17 protein-coding genes are annotated in these 18,590 nt (G+C 67.3%); 4 read left to right on the top strand and 13 right to left on the bottom strand.

The window, feature by feature from the left end; all coding sequences use genetic code 11:
* Nucleotides 1-7: 7 nt before the first annotated feature.
* The 9 genes from culp6 to glf all read right to left on the bottom strand — a co-directional run bounded on the left by culp6 (nt 8) and on the right by glf (nt 10,795).
* Nucleotides 8-1,009, bottom strand: coding sequence for a carboxylesterase Culp6 (culp6, locus tag QGN32_RS12790; RefSeq protein ID WP_326544773.1), 1,002 nt, complete (start codon nt 1,007-1,009; stop codon nt 8-10).
* Between the two features lie 18 nt (nt 1,010-1,027).
* The gene (locus tag QGN32_RS12785; protein WP_326544772.1) at nt 1,028-1,513 is read right to left on the bottom strand and encodes a DUF732 domain-containing protein; all 486 of its coding nucleotides are present in this window, start codon (nt 1,511-1,513) and stop codon (nt 1,028-1,030) included.
* A gap of 57 nt (nt 1,514-1,570) precedes the next feature.
* The gene (locus tag QGN32_RS12780; RefSeq protein WP_326544771.1) at nt 1,571-2,458 is read right to left on the bottom strand and encodes an alpha/beta hydrolase-fold protein; all 888 of its coding nucleotides are present in this window, start codon (nt 2,456-2,458) and stop codon (nt 1,571-1,573) included.
* Nucleotides 2,459-2,596: 138 nt separating this feature from the next.
* Complete coding sequence (locus QGN32_RS12775; RefSeq protein ID WP_326544770.1) at nt 2,597-3,646, bottom strand: esterase family protein; 1,050 nt, start codon at nt 3,644-3,646, stop codon at nt 2,597-2,599.
* Between the two features lie 411 nt (nt 3,647-4,057).
* Entirely contained in the window at nt 4,058-6,145 is a 2,088-nt protein-coding gene (gene aftB, locus QGN32_RS12770; protein WP_442791693.1) for a terminal beta-(1->2)-arabinofuranosyltransferase, read from the bottom strand.
* Nucleotides 6,123-7,037 carry a decaprenyl-phosphate phosphoribosyltransferase gene (locus tag QGN32_RS12765; protein WP_326544768.1) on the bottom strand — a complete coding sequence of 305 codons (915 nt, stop codon included), beginning with the start codon at nt 7,035-7,037 and terminating at the stop codon, nt 6,123-6,125. The genes aftB and QGN32_RS12765 overlap by 23 nt, the downstream gene beginning before the upstream one ends.
* Before the next feature lie 41 nt (nt 7,038-7,078).
* Nucleotides 7,079-7,600, bottom strand: coding sequence for a phosphatase PAP2 family protein (locus QGN32_RS12760; protein ID WP_326544767.1), 522 nt, complete (start codon nt 7,598-7,600; stop codon nt 7,079-7,081).
* The gene (locus QGN32_RS12755; RefSeq protein WP_326544766.1) at nt 7,593-9,530 is read right to left on the bottom strand and encodes a glycosyltransferase; all 1,938 of its coding nucleotides are present in this window, start codon (nt 9,528-9,530) and stop codon (nt 7,593-7,595) included. The genes QGN32_RS12760 and QGN32_RS12755 overlap by 8 nt, the downstream gene beginning before the upstream one ends.
* Nucleotides 9,527-10,795, bottom strand: coding sequence for a UDP-galactopyranose mutase (gene glf, locus QGN32_RS12750; RefSeq protein WP_326544765.1), 1,269 nt, complete (start codon nt 10,793-10,795; stop codon nt 9,527-9,529). Before glf ends, QGN32_RS12755 begins: the two co-directional genes overlap by 4 nt.
* 219 nt (nt 10,796-11,014) lie before the next feature.
* On the opposite strand from glf, the gene QGN32_RS12745 reads away from it, so the two are divergent.
* The gene (locus QGN32_RS12745) at nt 11,015-11,932 is read left to right on the top strand and encodes a hypothetical protein (RefSeq protein ID WP_326544764.1); all 918 of its coding nucleotides are present in this window, start codon (nt 11,015-11,017) and stop codon (nt 11,930-11,932) included.
* Between the two features lie 193 nt (nt 11,933-12,125).
* Complete coding sequence (locus QGN32_RS12740; protein ID WP_442791839.1) at nt 12,126-13,700, top strand: N-acetylmuramoyl-L-alanine amidase; 1,575 nt, start codon at nt 12,126-12,128, stop codon at nt 13,698-13,700.
* A 6-nt stretch (nt 13,701-13,706) separates the two neighbouring features.
* Here the strand turns inward: QGN32_RS12740 and QGN32_RS12735 are convergent, their stop codons facing one another.
* From QGN32_RS12735 to QGN32_RS12725, 3 genes are read right to left on the bottom strand one after another with little or no spacing between them, the layout of a single operon-like run.
* Entirely contained in the window at nt 13,707-14,522 is an 816-nt protein-coding gene (locus QGN32_RS12735; RefSeq protein WP_326544762.1) for an HAD family hydrolase, read from the bottom strand.
* The gene (locus QGN32_RS12730) at nt 14,519-15,292 is read right to left on the bottom strand and encodes a lysophospholipid acyltransferase family protein (RefSeq protein WP_326544761.1); all 774 of its coding nucleotides are present in this window, start codon (nt 15,290-15,292) and stop codon (nt 14,519-14,521) included. Before QGN32_RS12730 ends, QGN32_RS12735 begins: the two co-directional genes overlap by 4 nt.
* A 6-nt stretch (nt 15,293-15,298) precedes the next feature.
* Entirely contained in the window at nt 15,299-16,075 is a 777-nt protein-coding gene (locus QGN32_RS12725) for a lysophospholipid acyltransferase family protein (RefSeq protein ID WP_326544760.1), read from the bottom strand.
* A gap of 68 nt (nt 16,076-16,143) precedes the next feature.
* On the opposite strand from QGN32_RS12725, the gene QGN32_RS12720 reads away from it, so the two are divergent.
* Entirely contained in the window at nt 16,144-17,694 is a 1,551-nt protein-coding gene (locus QGN32_RS12720; protein ID WP_326544759.1) for a Rieske 2Fe-2S domain-containing protein, read from the top strand.
* Nucleotides 17,691-18,023 (top strand): hypothetical protein, encoded by a 333-nt coding sequence (locus QGN32_RS12715; RefSeq protein WP_326544758.1) that lies wholly within the window; start codon nt 17,691-17,693, stop codon nt 18,021-18,023. The genes QGN32_RS12720 and QGN32_RS12715 overlap by 4 nt, the downstream gene beginning before the upstream one ends.
* Here QGN32_RS12715 and QGN32_RS12710 read toward each other — a convergent pair.
* The gene (locus QGN32_RS12710; protein WP_326544757.1) at nt 18,020-18,583 is read right to left on the bottom strand and encodes a hypothetical protein; all 564 of its coding nucleotides are present in this window, start codon (nt 18,581-18,583) and stop codon (nt 18,020-18,022) included. The genes QGN32_RS12715 and QGN32_RS12710 overlap by 4 nt on opposite strands.
* Nucleotides 18,584-18,590 lie beyond the last annotated feature (7 nt).

The following is an 18,590-nucleotide window of genomic DNA, read 5'->3' as shown; positions in this document are numbered from 1 at the left end:
TCACAGGTCAGCCATGTTTCGGCCGCGGAGCGTTATCGATCACCTCCTGCGCCCAACCAAGTGTCCACTGTGTGGCCGACGCCCCGTCGAGATTCCAGAACTGCGTGGTGGCGTACATCGCGTGGATTGGCTGCCCCGCACCGCCGAGGAGGATGTCGATGGTCTTCGGCAGGTTCATGATGTTGAACGCCTCCGGCGGTGCCGAGCAGATCAAGTCGCCGGGAGCGCAGATCTCGTTGACGCGGTCGTTGAGCATGCCGAACCCGCCAGGCCGGGGTCCCGTCATGGCCAGCCCCATCCCGTCGAGCAGCGGCACATCGCGCAGGGTGATCTCGGCGCCCTGGCCCGGCGGGTTCGGGCCGACGTCGGCGCCGACGCCGGTCTGCCGGCGGCCGTCGGCGATCAACGTCACACCGAGCACCAGGTCCTCGTCGACCGGACCGCGCCCGTTGCCGATCTGGCCGGCGATGTCCCCCGCGATCACCGCGCCCTGCGAGAACCCGACGAGCACATAGCTGGTCAACGGGCAGCGCTCGGTCATCTCCGTCATGGCCCTGACCGTCGCGTTGAAGCCCTCGGTGCGGCTGTCGTTGTAGTTCATCTGACCGTCCTGCGAGAACGGATTGTGGAACTGCGCGGTGTAGGGGACGGTGAACACCTCGAGGCGATCGTCACCGAACTGCTCGCGAATCGGGTTGGTGACGCCGAGCAGCAGCGCGATCGGGAACTGAGTCGGGTTGAACGGATCGAGTTGCGGCGAAGACTCCCACGTGCCAGGGACCGAGATCAGCTGCACGTCGGGGCAACTCGCGTCTTGAAACTCCGGCCGCGGCTTCTTTGTCGGCACAGCACCCGGCGGCGCCGAAGTGGGCGGAACGGCGGTCGGCCCTTCGGGCTTACGCAACATGACGACGACGATCACGACAAGCAGCACCACGACGAGGGCCATCGCCCCGGCTGCGACGAGCGCGAGGATGCGGTGGCGTTTCCGCCGATTGGTATTGGCCATGTATCGGTTGAGCTCCCGCTAACAGAGTCGTTCGGTCGCGATGCGAATGTAATCGGCGGTGGTGGCATCAACATCTGCTCTGACATCAGCACCGACGTCGACGGACGGGGCCCCCATACCGTCGATCTGATCGCTCACATCGTCGCGTACCAGCGGATAGACCGAATCCCACACCGCCCGATCGTCGTGCTTGGCGGCCCTGGCCTGGCACACGTACGAGCCGATTCGCAGGGCCAGCAGGTCGCTCGACGGGGTGACGCCGGTCGCTGCGAGACCGTCAAGGTAGGCCTGCTGCCGCTCGGTCAGGACGAGCGCGTTCGACTGGCCGGCCGCCGACGGGGGCACGGGCGGCGTGGCGCTGGACCGGCCATGCGCAGGCGCCGCCTCTGACGTCGGCAGTCCCATGGTCGCCATCACGTCGTGTCCCGAACACCCGGTCAGCAGTGCGGTCGCCGAAGCGATCAGCAGCGATCCTGCCGCCGTCGTCCGCACCGAGCGTTGCACTCCTCCAAGGTACCGGCTGCCCGTGCCCGGACCCGGGTGGCGATGGTGCGACGCCGGCTACGCGATCGTCGCCGCCAATTCCCCGCTCATGGCGGCAAGCTGACCGCTCCAGGAACCCCAGTCGTGGGCGCCGCTCGTCGGGAAGTCGAAATGCCCGTTGTGGCCGCCGACGGAGCGGTAGTGCTGGTAGAACTCGCGGTTGGTGCCCTGGGCGATGTCGCAGTAGCCGATCATCGCGGCGGGATCGGTGCACCCGCCGACCGGACCGCTCCAGACCCACAACCGGGTGTTGTTGTCGGATAGCAACTGCACATGGGCGTTGGGCGAATGCCACTTCCACCGGCCCAGCTGTGGCAAACCCCACATGTTGCGGGTCTCGACCCCGCCGAACTGGGCGAGCCCTGCGGTGATCGCGCCGTCGACCCCGGTGCGCTCGGGGGTCAGGAAGCCGGACAGGGAGCCGGCGAAGCGGTAGCGGTCGGGGTGGAAAGTGGCCATCGCCATCGCCCCGTAGCCGCCCTGCGCCGCACCGACGATGCCGTGCCCAGACGGTGCCAGCCCCTTGTTGGCGGCCAACCAGTTCGGCAGCTCGTCGGCGAGGAACGTCTCCCATTGGCGGCTGCCGTCGGCTTCCCAGTTGGTGTACATGCTCCACGCACCGCCCGCCGGCGCGGCCACCGAGATGCCCTTCCCGGCGAGGGTGTTCATCGCGTTGCCCGCGGTCACCCAGTTGCTGACGTCGGGGGCGGCGTTGAACGCGTCGAGCAGCACCACCGCGTGTGGGCCGCCGCCCTGGAAGGCGACGGGAATGTCGCGTCCCATCGCGCCCGACGGCACCATCAACATCTCGACCTGTGCGTTGGCGGGCGGCGCCATAGATGTGCCAGCGGTCCACAGACCGGCGGCCAGCGCCACGGTCAAGATCGCTCGGAAGATCCGCTGCATGGCCTGCCCACCTCACGTTCGTCTGAGTCCCCGCGCGTGGTAGTCAATCACACACCGGCGCGAACGTGGTCGGAAAAGGCCGACGGCGGCGACCCCGCAGGATCGCCGCCGTCGACTATGAAGTTATTGCCGCACCGGTCAGTTACCGGCGTCCGTCGTCTGGAGCGACGCCTCGGTCGCGATCGGCGTCGACGGCTGCGGTGTGGCACCCAGCACGCGCTGGATGTCGGGCTTCATCTGCTGCAGCTGCTGACCCCAGTACGGCCAGTCGTGGGTGCCGCCCGCGGGGAAGTTGAACACGCCGTTCTTGCCGCCCGCGGCGAGGTACTCCTCCTGGAACGTCTCGTTCGTCCGCAGCGTGAAGCTCTCGAGGAACTTCGCGTTGAAGTTGTCACCGGCGATCCGGCCGTTGATCTCGGCAGGCTTGCCGTTACCGCAGAACACCCAGATCCGGGTGCCGTTGGCGACCAGCTTGTCGATGTTGACCATCGGATCGTTGCGCTTCCACGCCGGATCGCTCGACGGGCCCCACATGTCCTCGGACTCGTAGCCGCCGGCGTCACCCATCGACATACCGACCAGCATCGGCCACCAACCCTCGGAGAGGTTCAAAAAGCCCGACAGCGAAGCCGCGTACTGGAACTGCTGCGGGTAGTAGATCGCGAGCGTGAGCGCGGCCGATCCGGCCATCGACAGCCCGACCGCGGCGTTGCGGTTCGGGTTCACGCCCTTGTTGGCCGCCAGGTAGGCGGGCAGTTCGCGGGTGAGGAACGTCTCCCACTTGTAGGTGGAGCAACCGGCTTTGCCGCAGGCCGGCTTGTACCAGTCGCTGTAGAAGCTGGACTGGCCGCCGACCGGCATGATCACCGCGAGGCCGGAGTCCAGATACCACTCGAACGCGGCGGTCTCGATGTCCCAGCCGTTGAAGTCATCGCGTGCGCGAAGACCGTCGAGCAGATACACGCCCGGCGCGTTCGGGCCGCCGTTCTGGAACTGAACTTTGATGTCACGGCCCATCCCGGCGGACGGAACCATGAGGTACTCGACCGGCAGACCCGGACGAGAGAAAGCCTGCGCGGTGGCTGAGCCTCCGATGGCGCCGATTAGGCCCGGCAGCACGGCGGCCGCCAGGGCGGCTCCCGCAAGCCGGCGAACCCAGGCACCCCGGATCTTGCCAACGAACTTCATGCGTCATCTATCCCATCTGTTGTATGCCGCTCGCGGAATCGCCCCTCGGGCAAGCCGCGTAACCCGTGCAGTCAACCACACGTCGGCGTGATCTTCCCATTCAGAGTGTGTCGTTCCTGGTCACGCCCCTCGGCCGTGAAGTGTTGTGATCAGGTCCAGCGTTGTTCCCTCCGGCCGTCGAACAAACCGTCCGGAAGACTTTGTTGCTCTTGGTGTCGGGTCGGCGTTTCACATCGAGCGGCGTGGATCCGCCTGGCGCACAACAAATGGACAGACAGGTGCCGTCGGCCACGAGTCTGCCGCCCGACCTGACCGGGTCGGAGGTTCGCACAGGTTGGACCATCCGTTCGTAGGGCGTGCGCCGCGGAAAGCGGTTCGCGACTCCTCTATCGTCCGAATGGGGTCATAGCGTTACGGGCCCGTCGCGGGCATTCCCGTGTACGCCTCGGTTGTGGGCTCCGGCACAGGCAATCCACAGCGTGCAAGCTCATACAGCGGCACGCGATCGATCCTGTACTGCGTGAACCGGTAGGCGTTCAGGAAGTTCGACAGGAAGCGCCGCGGGCTCATCGGGCCGCGCACCGACGTCAGCATCGCGTCGGTCTCCGGACACTCCAGTGCCGCCTCGGCTTGTCTGATCCAGTCCTCGTCGATGTAGCCGGGGATGAACTGTGGTTCCTTGAGGAACGGCCCTTCGGCGATCGCCCAGTCGGGAAACAGGTTCTTGTCGTGGCCGATACGGCCGTCGTCGAGTCGCGCGGTGTGCGCCGCCAACGGGTTGGCGAGCCCGATCTGGTCGATGACCCGCACGTCCAAACCCACGTTCATACCCAACATGCCGAGGTTGGTGAAAAAGACTGTGTGCGGGCCTTTGTAGTCCGCCGGGGCGTCGGGCGGCGGCGGCAGCGCGGGCACCACATCCCACTGGTCGTAGTTGCCCGAAGGCAGCAGCAGCGCCCCATCCGGCGTGTTGTCCAGCGCCTTGAGCACCGCCCGCATCCGCGGATAGTCCAGGTAGTCGGCTGCGGTCAACGGGTGTGCGTGGCCGGTGGCTTGGGAGTAGAAGCGCCGCTCGTCGACGATGCCCGAGTAGGTGACGCGGGTGGCGTCGCTGCCCATCCCGCTCGAGTTCGCCGCCCACAGCGCCCATCCGACCACCGCCAGCCACAGCACGCTGGTGGCCCCGACGAACAGATAGCCTGCGCCACGGGCCATTCGGATCCCGTCGGGCAGTACGACCGGAATCACGGCGATGGGCGTCAGCAGACAGAAGAGCGGGGTCAGCAGCACCCTGCCGTGCATGAAGTCCCCGCCCTGGCGGATCCAGTAGATCGCCTGCAGCAGGCCGCTGACGAGGAAGAAGATCACCACGGCGGCCGGGCTCTGCACCAGCCGCGCCCACCGTCCGTAGCCAGGCGCCGCCGGGGGCCGGGTCGGTCGGGGACGCCCGCGGGTGACCCACACCACCGCGGCCAGCCCGGCCAGCAGAATCGCCGGCGCCCACAGCAGGTAGGGCTGGTTGAAGTTGGCCAGGTAGACGAAACCCTGCGACCACTTCGAACCGGTCGCGTCCTTGGCCAGCGCGGTACCGGGAAACAGCAAGCCGTAGTAACCCATTCGGAAGATCTGGTATGCCACTGGGACCAGACCACCCGCGACGATGATCAGCACGCGGCGGCGCCGATCGCGTGCCGCTATCAGCATCATCACGAGGGCGAGCCCGCCGATCAGCGCCAACTCCGGTCGCACCAGCACGCTCATGCCGGCGACGAAGGCCAGTGCGAGGTCGAACGTTCCGCTGACCGCCCGCGCCGGCGGCACGGGGCGCTGTGAGCCCAGAGGCTGTCGGCGGATCGCCGGTGCGCCCCCGCGGGTGACCGGGGCCGACGCGACGTGGTGCGCGCGCGGTTCTTGTGACCAGCACACCATCATCCACCACAGCAAGCCGAGATATGCCAGCACCAAACCGTTTTCGAGTCCGGAGGTGGCGAAGTCGCGGGCGGGCGGTACGGCGATGTAGACCAGTGCCCCCGCGGGCAGCATCAGTGCGCGTCGGCCCTGCAGACTCGGCGCGTACAGGCGGCCGGTACCCAGCATCGCGAACACCACACCCAATACGCTGAGCACCAGCGCGAGGACGAGCACCACGTACTCCAGCCGCACCGAGCCGCCCACCAAGGCGCCGAGATAGACCAGATAGGTCCAGACCGTGGAGGTGTTGGCCTCCACCCGCTCGCCCGCGTTGAACACCGGACCGTTGCCCGCCAACAGGTTTCGGACTGTCCGCAACACTATCAGGCCGTCGTCGGCGATCCAGCGCCGCTGCCACGCACCCCAGCCGAACAGCACCGCCACCACCAGCACGCTGAGCCACAGGCTCAGCCTGACCGTGTTGTCGTATCGGAGGGCGGGCCAGCGGGCCAGGCTGCGCCCGACCTCATCGGCCCATCGGCCCGCGGCCGGCGGGCGCACCTTCTCAGCTGAGGAAGACGGCGGCACCAATGGTCCCGATCCACGCCAGCAGCAACAGCTGCAGTACCCGGTCCTTCAAGGCGATCTCCTCGGGCTCCCCCGCCAACCCGCCGTCGACGTCGACCGCGTACCTCAGGATTGCGATCGTGATCGGGATGATCGTGACCGCGTACCACGACGCGGTCGCGCCATCGCGCTCGAAGGCCCACAGCCCGTAGCACAGCACCATCGCAGTCGCCGACAATGTCCACACGAAACGCAGGTACGACGCCGTGTAGCTCTCCAGCGACTTGCGGATCTTGGCGCCGGTGCGTTCGGCGAGTTGCAGCTCGGCGTACCGCTTGCCGGCCACCATGAACAGTGAGCCGAAGGTCATCACCAGCAGGAACCATTGCGACAGCGGGATTCCCGCCGCCGCACCGCCCGCGATCGCCCGGATCAGGTAGGCCGACGAGACGATGCAGATGTCGAGCACGGCTTGGTGCTTGAGCCCGAAGCAGTACGCCAACTGCATCGCGATGTAAACCGCGATCACCACGGTCAGGTTCGTGGCGGCCAGCAGCGAGATGACGAGCGCCGCGGCGGCCAGCACCACGGCCGCGGTGTAGGCGAGCCATTCGGGGACGACGCCGGCCGCGATCGGTCGGAACCGTTTCGTGGGATGCTGCCGATCGGCCTCGACATCGCGTGCGTCGTTGACCAGATAGATCGACGAGGCGGCCAGTGAGAACGCCACGAACGCGATGACTATCTTGAGCCCGACTTCGCGGTAGTCGTAGTGGATGTCACCGCCGAGGGCGGCGATCGGGGCAGCGAGGACGAGCAGGTTCTTGACCCATTGCCGCGGCCGGATCGCCTTGATCAAGCCCGTCGCGACGTTGCGCGGTGGCCCGTTGACCGGTGCCGGTTGTTCGCTCATTGGCCGTACGCTTCCTGCGCTGCTGTCACTGGAGATGCTCATCAGTTCCCTTCGGCGCGCTCGGCGACCGTGCCGACAACCTTGGCCACGACCGCCCCGACCGCGACCCCGGTGAGGACGTCACTGGGATAGTGCACGCCAAGTACCAACCGCGACAACGCCATCGGCGGTACCAGTAGCACCGGCAGCGGCAAACCGGTGGCCCTGGCCATCAGCAGCGACGCCGTGGTGGTGGACGTGGCATGCGCGGACGGGAAGCTCAGCCGGCTCGGGGTTGCGACGTTGACCGAGATCGCGGGGTGGTGCGGACGTTCGCGACGCACCACCCGCTTGATCACGACCGCCGCGGCGTGGGCGATGAATGCGCCGACCCCCGCGGTCAGCCAGGCGCGCCGCCGGTCGGCCTGAAAGATGGCTCCCACCAATGCAATAGCCAGCCAGCCCAGGCTGTGCTCGCCGAAGTGCGACAACACGCGTGCGCCCGAGAGGATCCCCGGGCGGTCGGCCAGCGCGGCTTGCACGGCGACCAGCGCGGCCTCTTCGCCGTGCGGACTCTCATCCATGTGCGGACGACTCCAGTAAGACCGTCTCCCACTTCTGCTTGCTCGACAGCGTCGGCAATGCCTCGCGGTAGACCTTGCGCATCCGGTTGAACCTGCGCGCGAGGCGCGACTGACGCTTCAGCGATTCCCGAAGCAGCTCGAACATCTTGTCCCGGTCGCGCTGGCGGTACACCACGCCGCGGCCGTCGGCGGTCGTGACCGTGACACCGTCGACCCGGCACAGCGAGAACCACCTGGCGTCCTGGGTGGCGACGTTGATCTGCGGACGGCGATGGTGTTCGGGGTCGTGTGCCCTCAGTTGGTGCACCACGCCGCGCGACAGGCGCCACGAGATCGCCAGCGGATTGGTCGGGATGTTCACCTTCTTGCGCCACCGCTTGTCCGACGGCGTGGGCAACTCGGCCGCGCTGGGCAGCACGACCGCGTCCGGGTACTCCTGGCGCATCTTGCGCACCTCGGGCAGCGCCGACTCCAGGATCGAGAAGATGCGTTCGGGGCCGGCGAGGAAGTCGTCCATCGCCTTGTTCTGAATGGCGACGGTCGAATATTCAAGGCACAGAAGGTGTTTGAGGGTCGCCTTCAGATGGCTGGCGATCAGTCCGCTGATCTTGCCGTCCCAGTGCAGGGCCGCGACGACCAACCGGTTGCGCAAATGAAAGTACGCCTGCCAGTCGATCGCGTCGTCTTTGTCGCTCCACGCCATGTGCCAGATCGCGGCGCCGGGAAGCGTTACGGTCGGGTAGCCGTGCTCCCCTGCGCGCAGGCCGTAGTCGGCGTCGTCCCACTTGATGAACAGCGGAAGCGGCTGACCGAGTTCCTCGGCGACCTGGCGCGGGATCATGCACATCCACCAGCCGTTGTAATCCACATCGATGCGGCGGTGCAGCAGCCTGCTGCGGGGCGAGTCCTCGTCGCTGAGCGGGTGGCGGGCGAAGTTGTGGTCGTATTCGGTGTTGACCGCGTTGGTCCACATGAAGTTCTCCGAGTCGACCATCTCGCCCATGACGTGCAGGTGCGAGGGCTCCTGCAGGTTGAGCATCTGGCCACCGACCAGGGTCGGCGACTTCGCGAAGCGGTTCATCGCCAGCGCCCGCAGGATCGAGTCCGGCTCGATGCGGATGTCGTCGTCCATGAACAGGATCTGTTCGCAGTCGGTGTTCTTCAGCGCCTCGTACATCACGCGGCTGTAGCCGCCGGAGCCGCCGAGGTTGGGCTGGTTGTGAATGGACAGCCGGTTGCCGAGCGCGGCGGCCGCCGCATCGAAGCCCGGATGGTCCTTGGCTTTGTCGGTCCCCTGATCGGAGACGATCACGGCACCGATCACCTTGTCCACCAACGGATCCGACGTCAGTGCCGCCAGCGCGTTGACACAGTCGGCCGGGCGGTTGAAGGTCGGGATGCCGACCGCGATGTTCGCCCGCCCCTGCGCGGGCACCGGCGCGTACCAACCAGCGTGGTGCAATGTCGACGGTGCGTCGGTGGCGATGTCGAACCAGATCCAGCCGCCGTCCTCGAACGGGCTCAGGTCGATCTCGAACTCGACGAACGCGGGTTCGTCGTCACGCTCGCCGGCCACCGGCGCGCCGCTGACGGTGATGCGGGCTCCGGTGGCCTTGGATCGGTAGACGTCGACGCGGGCGCTGCCGGTGAGCTCGACCCGCAGGACCACCGATTGCAGTGTCGACCAGCGGCGCCAGTAACTGGCGGGGAAGGCGTTGAAGTAGGTCGCGAACGACACCTCCGATTCGGTGCCGATCTCGAGCTGGGTGCGTGTCGGCGCGTGCGCACGCCTGGCGTTGGTGTCCGCTTCCTCGATATAGAGCTTGCGGACGTCATGCGGTTCGCCCGGGCGCGGCAAGATGACACGCGCCAACAGGCTGACCGCTTTCGATTCCGCGGCGTCGAGCGCGCCGGACGGGATGTCGCTCATGCGCTGCTGCTTTCTGGGCTCGGTTCGGCTAGTGGCGCACCGTCACGTAGGTGCGGGGCGAGCGTGTTGTCGTACATGCTCAACGCGCTGGCGATGGCCATGTGCATGTCCAAGTACTGGTAGGTGCCCAGTCGGCCACCGAACAACACCTTCGCAGAAGCGGTTTCGGCCTTGGCTCGGGCCCGGTATGCGGCCAGCAGGGCACGGTCGGCTTCGGTGTTGATCGGGTAGTAGGGCTCGTCGTCATCGTCGGCGAACCTGGAGAACTCGCGCATGATGACCGTCTTGTCGGTCGGGTACGCGCGTTCGGGGTGGAAGTGCCGGAACTCGTGGATCCGGGTGTAGGGGACATCGAGGTCGTTGTAGTTCATGACGGGCGTGCCCTGGAAATCCCCGGTGTCGAGCACTTCCAGCTCGAAATCGAGGGTGCGCCAGCCCAGTCGTCCTTCGACATAGTCGAAGTACCGGTCGAGCGGGCCGGTATAGACCACGGGAGCCGACGGGGCTTCTCGGCGCAGCGTGTCACGCACGTCGAACCAGTCCGTGTCCAGCCGAACCTCGATGCGCTCGTCGGCCGCCATGTTCTCCAACCACTTGGTGTAGCCGTCGACGGGCAGTCCCTCGTAGGTGTCGTTGAAGTATCGGTTGTCGAAGGTGTAACGCACCGGAAGCCGGGCGATGTTGGCGGCCGGCAGGTCCTGGGGATCGGTCTGCCACTGTTTGGCCGTGTAGCCCTTGACGAACGCCTCGTACAACGGGCGCCCGATCAGCGAGATGGCCTTCTCCTCGAGGTTCTGCGCGTCCTCGGTCTTGATCTCGGCGGCCTGCTCGGAGATCAGTTGGCGCGCCTCGTCGGGGGTGAAGTACTTACCGAAGAACTGCGACACCAGGCCCAGACCCATCGGGAACTGATAGGCCTGCCCACCGTGCATGGCGTACACCCGGTGCTGGTATCCGGTGAACTCGGTGAACTGGCGCACGTACTCCCACACCCGCCGGTTGGAGGTGTGGAAGAGATGCGCCCCGTACTTGTGCACCTCGATACCCGTGCGCGGCTCGGGCTCGGAGTAGGCGTTGCCACCGATATGTGGGCGCCGCTCGATGACGAGAACCCGTTTGTCGAGTTGGGTTGCCACGCGCTCGGCGATCGTCAGGCCGAAGAACCCGGAGCCGACGACAAAGAGGTCGAACCGGGCTCCGTCGCCTGGGAGCGGTGGGCCCCCGCGCGAAGCGCTGGGGACGACCGGGGGAACAGGGGAGGTCATCGGCAGCAAGGGTATCCGACCGCGACCGCACCGCCCGAATCCGACAGGAGGCGAAGGTTTCGATCGGCTCACGATTACGTATCGCCACTTTCGTCTCAATAGTCGCATCAGTACCGTCGATCACGTCGGCCCAGACCGCCGGCAGCGCAGGACCTGGGTTGTTCACCTGAATCGCCTAGCAGACCACCTAGTCGTAGCCCATGTATTGAGGAGACTTCCGTGCCGAACCGACGTCGACGCAGGCTGTCGACAGCCACGAGCGCAGTCCTGGCCCTGGCAGTCGCGAGTCCCGCCGCAGTAGTCGCCGTAACCGAGTTGTCGGAGAGCACCGAGCCGGCGGCCCAGCACCGCGAATTCGTCCAGGCAGCGATGATCACGGATCTGCCGAACGAGCTGATATCCGCTCTGTCCCAAGGCCTCTCGCAGTTCGGTATCAACCTGCCGCCGATGCCGACCGGGATCCTGACGGGCACGGGCTCGAGCACGCCGACGACGCTCACGTCTCCCGGGCTGACCGCGCCGGGCCTGACCACGCCGGGCCTGACCACGCCGGAGCTGACGTCGCCGAGCCTGTCGACGCCCGGGCTCAGCACGCCCGAACTGACCACGCCCGGCCTGACCGCGCCGAGCGCCACGGTTCCGTCGGTCACCGGGGCGGCGCCCTCGCTCACCGACCCGGCGCTGACCAACCCCGCGCTGTCCAGCCCGGCGCTGAGCAACCCGGCGCTGACCAGCCCGACCGGCGACACGAGCGCATTGACGACCCCGGGCCTGTCGACGCCGCCGGCGCTGACGGATACGGGTCTGGGCGCCACCCCGATCTCGGCGACCTCGGGGCTGCCCGCCCCCAGCGAGGTGCCGATCGCGGCGCCGATCGGGTTGGACCCGGCGGCCGGTACGTATCCGATCCTCGGCGATCCGTCGCTGGCGACGATGCCCGCCGCCGCTCCCAGCACCGGCAGCGGCGGCATCATCGGCGAGCTGTCGAGCATGGCCGATCAACTGGGCGCAGGACAGGCGATCGACCTGCTCAAGGGCATGGTGATGCCCGCGATCATGTCGGCGGTCAAGCCTCCGGGCGCTCCTGCCGCCGCCCCGGTCCCCGTGCCCGTACCGGCGCCCGCACCCGGCGCCTGAGGCCTGTCACCAGACGGCACCGCAGACGCCGCGCTTCAGGCTCTGCGGTGCCGGTGCAGGTCGTCGTCGATTAGTGCTGCTCCGGGCCGTGTCGCACCACAAGTAACACCTGGCACATACGTAACATCGGTGCGTGCCGTCCCACCGTCCGACGCCAACGCTGCTTTTCACCGCGCTTGCGGCGACGGTCGCGATGCTGCCGATGGCGATCTACGGCCTGCCGGCAGGCGGTGACGACGAGGCGACGATCGCCGGGACACCCCAACTTGCGCAGCGCCCGCTGACCGGCCTTGCGGGCGGTGAGACGATCCGCGAGATCCACCAAGACACGCCGTTCTCGCTGGTGGCGCTGACCGCACAGGATTTCACCGGCACGACTGCCAGGGTGCGGGCCAAGAAGGCCGACGGCACCTGGGGGCCTTGGTATGAGGCCGAACCCCTCGAGGGCGTCGGTCCGGACACGCCCGCCGCCGGACCGCTCGGCACCGAGCCGGTGTTCGTCGGGCGCACCACCACCGTGCAGATTGCGGTGACCCGCCCCGCCGACGCGGCCAAGACGCCGGAGGCTTCACCCGAACAGGGGCCCGAACAGGGGCCCGAACTGGGATACATTCCGGCAAACACCGAGCACCCGTTCGGACAGAACCTCAACGCGGTGCTGATCAGCCCGCCGCAGGCGCCACCGGTCGACACGTTGCCGCCGCCGTCGGCGGTGAACGCGCCGGGCATGCCGCCGAACATCATTAACCGGTCCCAGTGGGGCGCCGACGAATCGATGCGCTGTGGAAACCCCCGCTACGACATGGGAATTCGAGCGGGAGTGGTGCACCACACCGCCGGCAGCAACGAATACGCCCCCGAGGACTCGGCGGGGATCGTCCGGTCGGTGTACGAATACCACACGCGCACGTTGGGCTGGTGCGACATCGCCTACAACGCGCTGGTCGACAAGTACGGACAGGTCTTCGAAGGCCGCGCGGGCGGCATGACCAGGCCGGTCGAGGGCGCGCACACCGGCGGCTTCAACCACGACACCTGGGGTGTGGCGATGATGGGCAACTTCGAATCGGTGCCGCCGACACCGATCCAGTTGCGCACCACAGCCCGGTTGCTGGGATGGCGGCTCGGGCTGGACCACGTCGATCCCCGCGGCACCGTCGTGCTGGCCTCCTCGGGCGGTTCGTTCTCGAAGTTCCCGACCGGCTCGACCCCGAAGCTGCCTGCGATCTTCACCCACCGCGACGTCGGCGCCACGGAGTGCCCAGGTAACGCGGCGTACGCGCTGATGGACCACATCCGCGACATCGCCGCGCGGTTCAACCACCCGCCAGGGCCCGCCGACCTGGCCGAATCGCTGCGCGGTGGCGCCATCTTCGCGCAGTGGGAGGCGAGGGGCGGAATGAACAGCCCGCTGGGCAGGCCGACGTCGCCGGAGGCCTCTGGTGAGGGCGGCGCCCGCTACGTCACCTTCGAACGCGGGGCGATCTACTGGTCGCCGCCGACCGGCGCCGAACCGATCACCGGCGAGATCTACAAGGCATGGGGCGCGCTGGGTTTCGAGCGCGGTGCGCTCGGGCTACCGACCAGCGCCGAGATCCACACCCCGCTGTGGATCGTGCAGAACTTTCAGCACGGCACGCTGAACTTCGACCGCGAGAAGGGCACGGTGACCCGGGTGTTCGACGGCATCCCGGTCGAACTACCGAAGCCGGCGGGCGACACCGCGCCCGTGCAACTCGAGCGGTTCACCCCGCCGATCAGCACCTGAGTGCCGCTACATCCACCACCGCTCGAGCACCCGCGCGACTCCGTCGTCGTTGTTGTCCGACGTGACCTCGTCGGCCGCGGCCAGCGCGGCGGGATGAGCATGTCCCATCGCCACCCCCAGCCCCGCCCACTCGAGCATCGGCACGTCGTTGGGCATGTCGCCGAATGTGACGATCTCTCCCGCTGAGATGCCGAGCGGACGGGCAACCTCGGCCACCCCGGTGGCCTTACTGATCCCCACCGGCATGATCTCGACCAGACCGTTGTCGGTGGAATAAGTGATATCGCCGTAGTCCTTGATGTGTTCGGCGAGCGCGGCCGCCATGTCGGCGCTGCGCGCACCCCCCTTGCGGACGAGCAGCTTGATCGCCGGGGCGCTGAGCAGGTCCTCGAACGACACCTCGGTGTTGTCCGGGTTGAGCCAGGCGTGTTCGTAGCCGGGCGAGCTGACGAACTGCGGGGTCGCGGCGTCATGGGCGCTGTCCCCCACCCGCTCGACGGCCAGGCCCGCCCGGGGAATCACGCGTGTCGCGATCTCGGCAAGCTCGCCGAGCACGTCGGTGGTCAGCGTGCGGGCGGACACGATGCGGTCGATCGCCGGGTCGTAGAGCACCGCACCGTTGGCGCAGACGGCCATCGGGGCAAAGCCCAGCTCGTCGACGACCGGTTGCACCCACCGCGGGGGCCGCCCGGTGGCGAGCACGAACTTCGTCCCCGCCTCCACCGCAGCGGTGACCGCGGCCCTGGTGCGCGGCGAAACCTTTTCGTCGCTGTCGAGGAGCGTGCCGTCGACGTCGGAGGCGATCAAGAGCGGCAATGTCATCGCCGAGATCCGCCTTCCCGCATGGCACGTCTACGGGCACGCTCGGTCCACTCCGCCTCGTCGAGCGCCTTCGCTTCCTCGGGTGTCGGCGCGCTGCCGCCGAGCCGGCGCGGCACCCAGTACGCGCCCTGCGGGCACGAATAGTCGCGCTGCGCCTCGTGCAGCAATTCGGTCATCGCCGAACGCAAGTACTGCAACGTCTGCTCCATCGTCTCGCCGGCCTGCAAGGGTTTACCCATTTCGACGGTGATCGGAATCTTGGCGCCGCCTCGCCGACCCCAAAGGTGCCGTGGATGATCTTTCGTCCAGAGCCGTTGCGCGCCCCACACGACCAGCGGAACGATCGGCACCTCGGCGTCACGGGCCATGCGGGCCGCGCCCGTCTTGAACTCCTTGAGCTCGAAACTGCGGCTGATCGTGGCCTCCGGATAGACGCCGACGAGCTCGCCTGCGCGCAGTCGTTCCACCGCGACCTCGTAGGCGCCGGCCCCGGAGCGCCGATCCACCGGAATCGTGCCCGTGTGGCTGATGAGGAAGTTGATCACCTTCACTTCCTGCATCTCTTTTTTGATCATGAAACGTAGGCGCCGCTTGCGGTGGTGCACCGCCAGCGCGGCGGGCATCCAGTCGACGTAGCTGGTGTGGTTGATGGCGATCACCGCGCCGCCGCCGGCGGGAAGGTTCGCCAGCCCCCGATAGGTGATCTGGATTCCGTTGACCCTGACCGCCGCCTTGACAAGTACCTCGAGTGTGTAGAAAACGGGCTCCATGGCGAACTAACCGTCTGCTCCATCGGGGTCGAGTCGTTGCCTGCGCCTCGCGGCCTTCTCGGCTGCCTCCTCGGCGTCCATCCGATTGGCCTCGGCGAGCGTCGGCGCTCCACCGCCCAGCCGGTGCGGCACCCAGAACTCGCCGCTGGGATACGGCCCGTAATCGTCCTGAACCCGCTCCAACAGGTGCTGCATCCGCGAATGCAGCAGCGCGGTCAGGTCAGCGGCGGGCAGGGTCGGCTCGATCGGCTCGCCGACCGCGACGGAGATCGGCACCTTGGGGCGCCACATCTTCTTCGGATGACCTTTGGTCCAGATTCGCTGTGCGCCCCACACGATGTGCGGAACGATCGGCACGTCTGCGGCGATCGCCATCCGCGCGGCCCCGGACTTGAACCCCTTGATCTCGAAGCTGCGGCTGATCGTGGCCTCCGGATAGACGCCGACCAGCTCACCTTCCTTGAGTTTTTGGCAGGCCTCGTCGAACGATCCCGCGCCGCTGTCACGGTCCACCTCGATGTGACGCAGGCTGCGCATGACCGGGCCGGTGACCTTGTGCTCGAAGACCTCTCTCTTCGCCATGAAGCGGACCTTGCGGCCGAGGCCCTGCCGGTAGGCGGGCAGGCCCGCGAACGTGAAGTCGAAGTAGCTGGTGTGGTTGATCGCGACCACCGCGCCGCCGGTGGCCGGCAGGTTCTCCACGCCGGTGACCGTGAACTTCAACCCCTGCACGCGCCACACCAGCCGCGCCAATTGGATGACGGTGCCGTATACCGGTTCCACGATGGCAAGCGTAGTCGCTGCCTGCCGTTAAGCTCATAGCAGTACGAATCCGTCCCGAAAGGGTATCAGTGCAGGTCACGAGCATCGGACACGCCGGGTTCCGGGTCGACACCCGGGCTGGAAGCATCTTGTGCGACCCCTGGGTCAACCCGGCCTACTTCGCCTCCTGGTTCCCCTTCCCCGACAACAGCACGCTGGACTGGGACGCGCTCGGCGACTGCGACTACCTCTATGTCTCGCATCTGCACCGCGACCACTTCGACCCGAAGCTGCTGCGCCGGCACGTCAACAAGGACGCGGTCGTGCTGCTGCCGGACTATCCCGTGCCGGATTTGCGCCGGGAACTCGAGAAGCTGGGATTCCACCGGTTTTTCGAGACGGCGGATTCGGTCACGCACACCGTGCGCGGCCCCAAGGGCGATCTGCGCGTGATGATCATCGCGCTGCGTGCCCCGGCCGACGGTCCGATCGGCGACTCCGGAATCGTGATCGACGACGGCGAGACGGTCGTGTTCAACATGAACGACGCGCGTCCGGTGGATCTGGACGTGGTGCACGCCGACTTCGACCACGTCGACGTGCACATGCTCCAGTATTCGGGCGCCATCTGGTACCCGATGGTCTACGACATGCCCGCCCGCGCCAAGGAGGCCTTCGGCATCCAGAAGCGGCAGCGCCAGATGGACCGCTGCCGCCAGTACATCGCACAAGTGGGTGCCACCTGGGTCATCCCGTCCGCGGGGCCGCCATGCTTCCTCGATCCGGAGTTGCGCGACCTCAACGACGACCACGGCGACCCTGCCAACATCTTCCCCGACCAGACGGTGTTCTTGGACCAACTGCGCAAGCACGGCCACGACGGCGGCCTGCTGATGATTCCCGGATCGGCGGCGGCTTTCACCGGCTCGCAACTGGATTCGTTGACTCACCTACTGCCCGACGATCAGCTGGCGTCGATTTTCACCAGCGGCAAGGCGGCCTATATCGCCGACTACGCCGAACGGATGGCGCCGATAATCGCCGCCGAGAAGGCGAGTTGGGCCGACGCCGCCGGCGAGTCGCTGCTGGAACCCCTGCGCACCGCGTTCGAGCCCATCATGATCCAGAGCGACCAGATCTGCGACGGTATCGGCTACCCGGTCGAGCTGCGGCTGGGCCCCGAGACGATAGTCCTTGACTTCCCGAAACGGGTTGTGCGCGAACCTATTCCCGACGAAAAGTTCCGGTACGGGTTCGCGATCGCACCGGAGTTGGTGCGCACCGTGCTGCGCGACGACGAACCGGACTGGGTCAACACCATATTCCTGTCCACGCGGTTCCGGGCCTGGCGGGTCGGCGGATACAACGAGTACCTCTACACGTTCTTCAAGTGCCTGACCGACGAGCGGATCGCGTACGCCGACGGCTGGTTCGCCGAGGCGCACGACGACTCCTCGTCGATCACGCTCGATGGCTGGGAGATCCAGCGGCGGTGTCCGCACCTCAAGGCCGACCTGTCGAAATTCGGCGTCGTCGAAGGCTCGACGCTGACCTGCAACCTGCACGGCTGGCAGTGGAATCTGGAGACCGGCCGCTGCCTGACCAGCAAGGGGCACGAGCTGCGAAGCACGCGCAAGTGACCGCGCCGCAACAGCTTTACGACGACGGGATGATCCAGGTCGACCGTGAGGCGGTCACCCTACGCCGGTACCACTTCCCGTCGGGCACGTCGAAGATCCTGCCGGTGCGGTCGATCCGCGGGTACACCGCGACCCCGCTGGACTGGCTGCACCGCTACCGGCTGTGGGGCAGCTCGGACCTGTGTCGCTGGCTGCCGCTGGACGTGGGCCGACCGCGCAAGAGCACCCTGGTCACGCTCGACGTCGACGGCAACCGGTGGCGACCCGCGTGCACGCCCGCGCACCCCGACCAGTTCATCGAGGTACTCGACGACCTGCTGCAGGGCTAGCGCCGACCGCGGCGCAGGCGCCGCACCGCAAGGACCCCCGCGCCGGCCGCTGCCACCCACGGGCCCGCCACGATGAGCGGATCGAGCCACATGTGGTTGACGTCCGCCCGCTTGCTGTTCGCGCGCGCCGCCAGGCCGTTGTACTTGAGTTCTGTCATGAATCCGGTTTCGGTGATCGGGTTGTCCGGGTGAAGGCTGACCAGCGACTGCAAATGGTGTTCGACGGCGTCGACACGGTCGGCGAGGATCAGCAGCAGCCAGTGAGCGGCGCGGCCTTCGCTGTACTTGCGGTACGAGTAGCGCCGGATCGCACCGGAGAGCCCCCGCGGCGGCGTCGACGTGCCGAACACCGGCGTGAGGAACTGATGCTCGATCGACCGCTCCCGGGGCCACTTTTCGGGTTGCCGCTCGGGGAAGTCCCAGCGGGCCCCGGTCTCGACCGCCTTCAGCTTGGGTACCGAGGGGCGGTCGGCCGGGTCGAGGTCTACACCCCAGCCCGGGATGCGGGCCCGCAGATCGTCGGAGGTGGGGACGGGTGGATGGTCGGCGGTGTAGGTCATGATGATC

The organism is Mycolicibacterium sp. ND9-15, assembly GCF_035918395.1.
Taxonomy (GTDB): Bacteria; Actinomycetota; Actinomycetes; order Mycobacteriales; family Mycobacteriaceae; genus Mycobacterium.
This window is presented reverse-complemented; position numbering and strand designations above follow the sequence as displayed.

Excerpts from the sequence above, each read along its gene's own strand:
- QGN32_RS12775 (WP_326544770.1), bottom strand. The coding sequence starts at position 3,646 with ATGAAGTTCGTTGGCAAGATCCGGGGTGCCTGGGTTCGCCGGCTTGCG.
- QGN32_RS12735 (WP_326544762.1), bottom strand. The coding sequence starts at position 14,522 with ATGACATTGCCGCTCTTGATCGCCTCCGACGTCGACGGCACGCTCCTC.
- QGN32_RS12755 (WP_326544766.1), bottom strand. The coding sequence starts at position 9,530 with ATGAGCGACATCCCGTCCGGCGCGCTCGACGCCGCGGAATCGAAAGCG.
- QGN32_RS12780 (WP_326544771.1), bottom strand. The coding sequence starts at position 2,458 with ATGCAGCGGATCTTCCGAGCGATCTTGACCGTGGCGCTGGCCGCCGGT.
- QGN32_RS12765 (WP_326544768.1), bottom strand. The coding sequence starts at position 7,037 with ATGAGCGAACAACCGGCACCGGTCAACGGGCCACCGCGCAACGTCGCG.
- glf (WP_326544765.1), bottom strand. The coding sequence starts at position 10,795 with ATGACCTCCCCTGTTCCCCCGGTCGTCCCCAGCGCTTCGCGCGGGGGC.
- culp6 (WP_326544773.1), bottom strand. The coding sequence starts at position 1,009 with ATGGCCAATACCAATCGGCGGAAACGCCACCGCATCCTCGCGCTCGTC.
- QGN32_RS12730 (WP_326544761.1), bottom strand. The coding sequence starts at position 15,292 with ATGGAGCCCGTTTTCTACACACTCGAGGTACTTGTCAAGGCGGCGGTC.
- QGN32_RS12760 (WP_326544767.1), bottom strand. The coding sequence starts at position 7,600 with ATGGATGAGAGTCCGCACGGCGAAGAGGCCGCGCTGGTCGCCGTGCAA.
- QGN32_RS12710 (WP_326544757.1), bottom strand. The coding sequence starts at position 18,583 with ATGACCTACACCGCCGACCATCCACCCGTCCCCACCTCCGACGATCTG.
- QGN32_RS12740 (WP_442791839.1), top strand. The coding sequence starts at position 12,126 with ATGCTGCCGATGGCGATCTACGGCCTGCCGGCAGGCGGTGACGACGAG.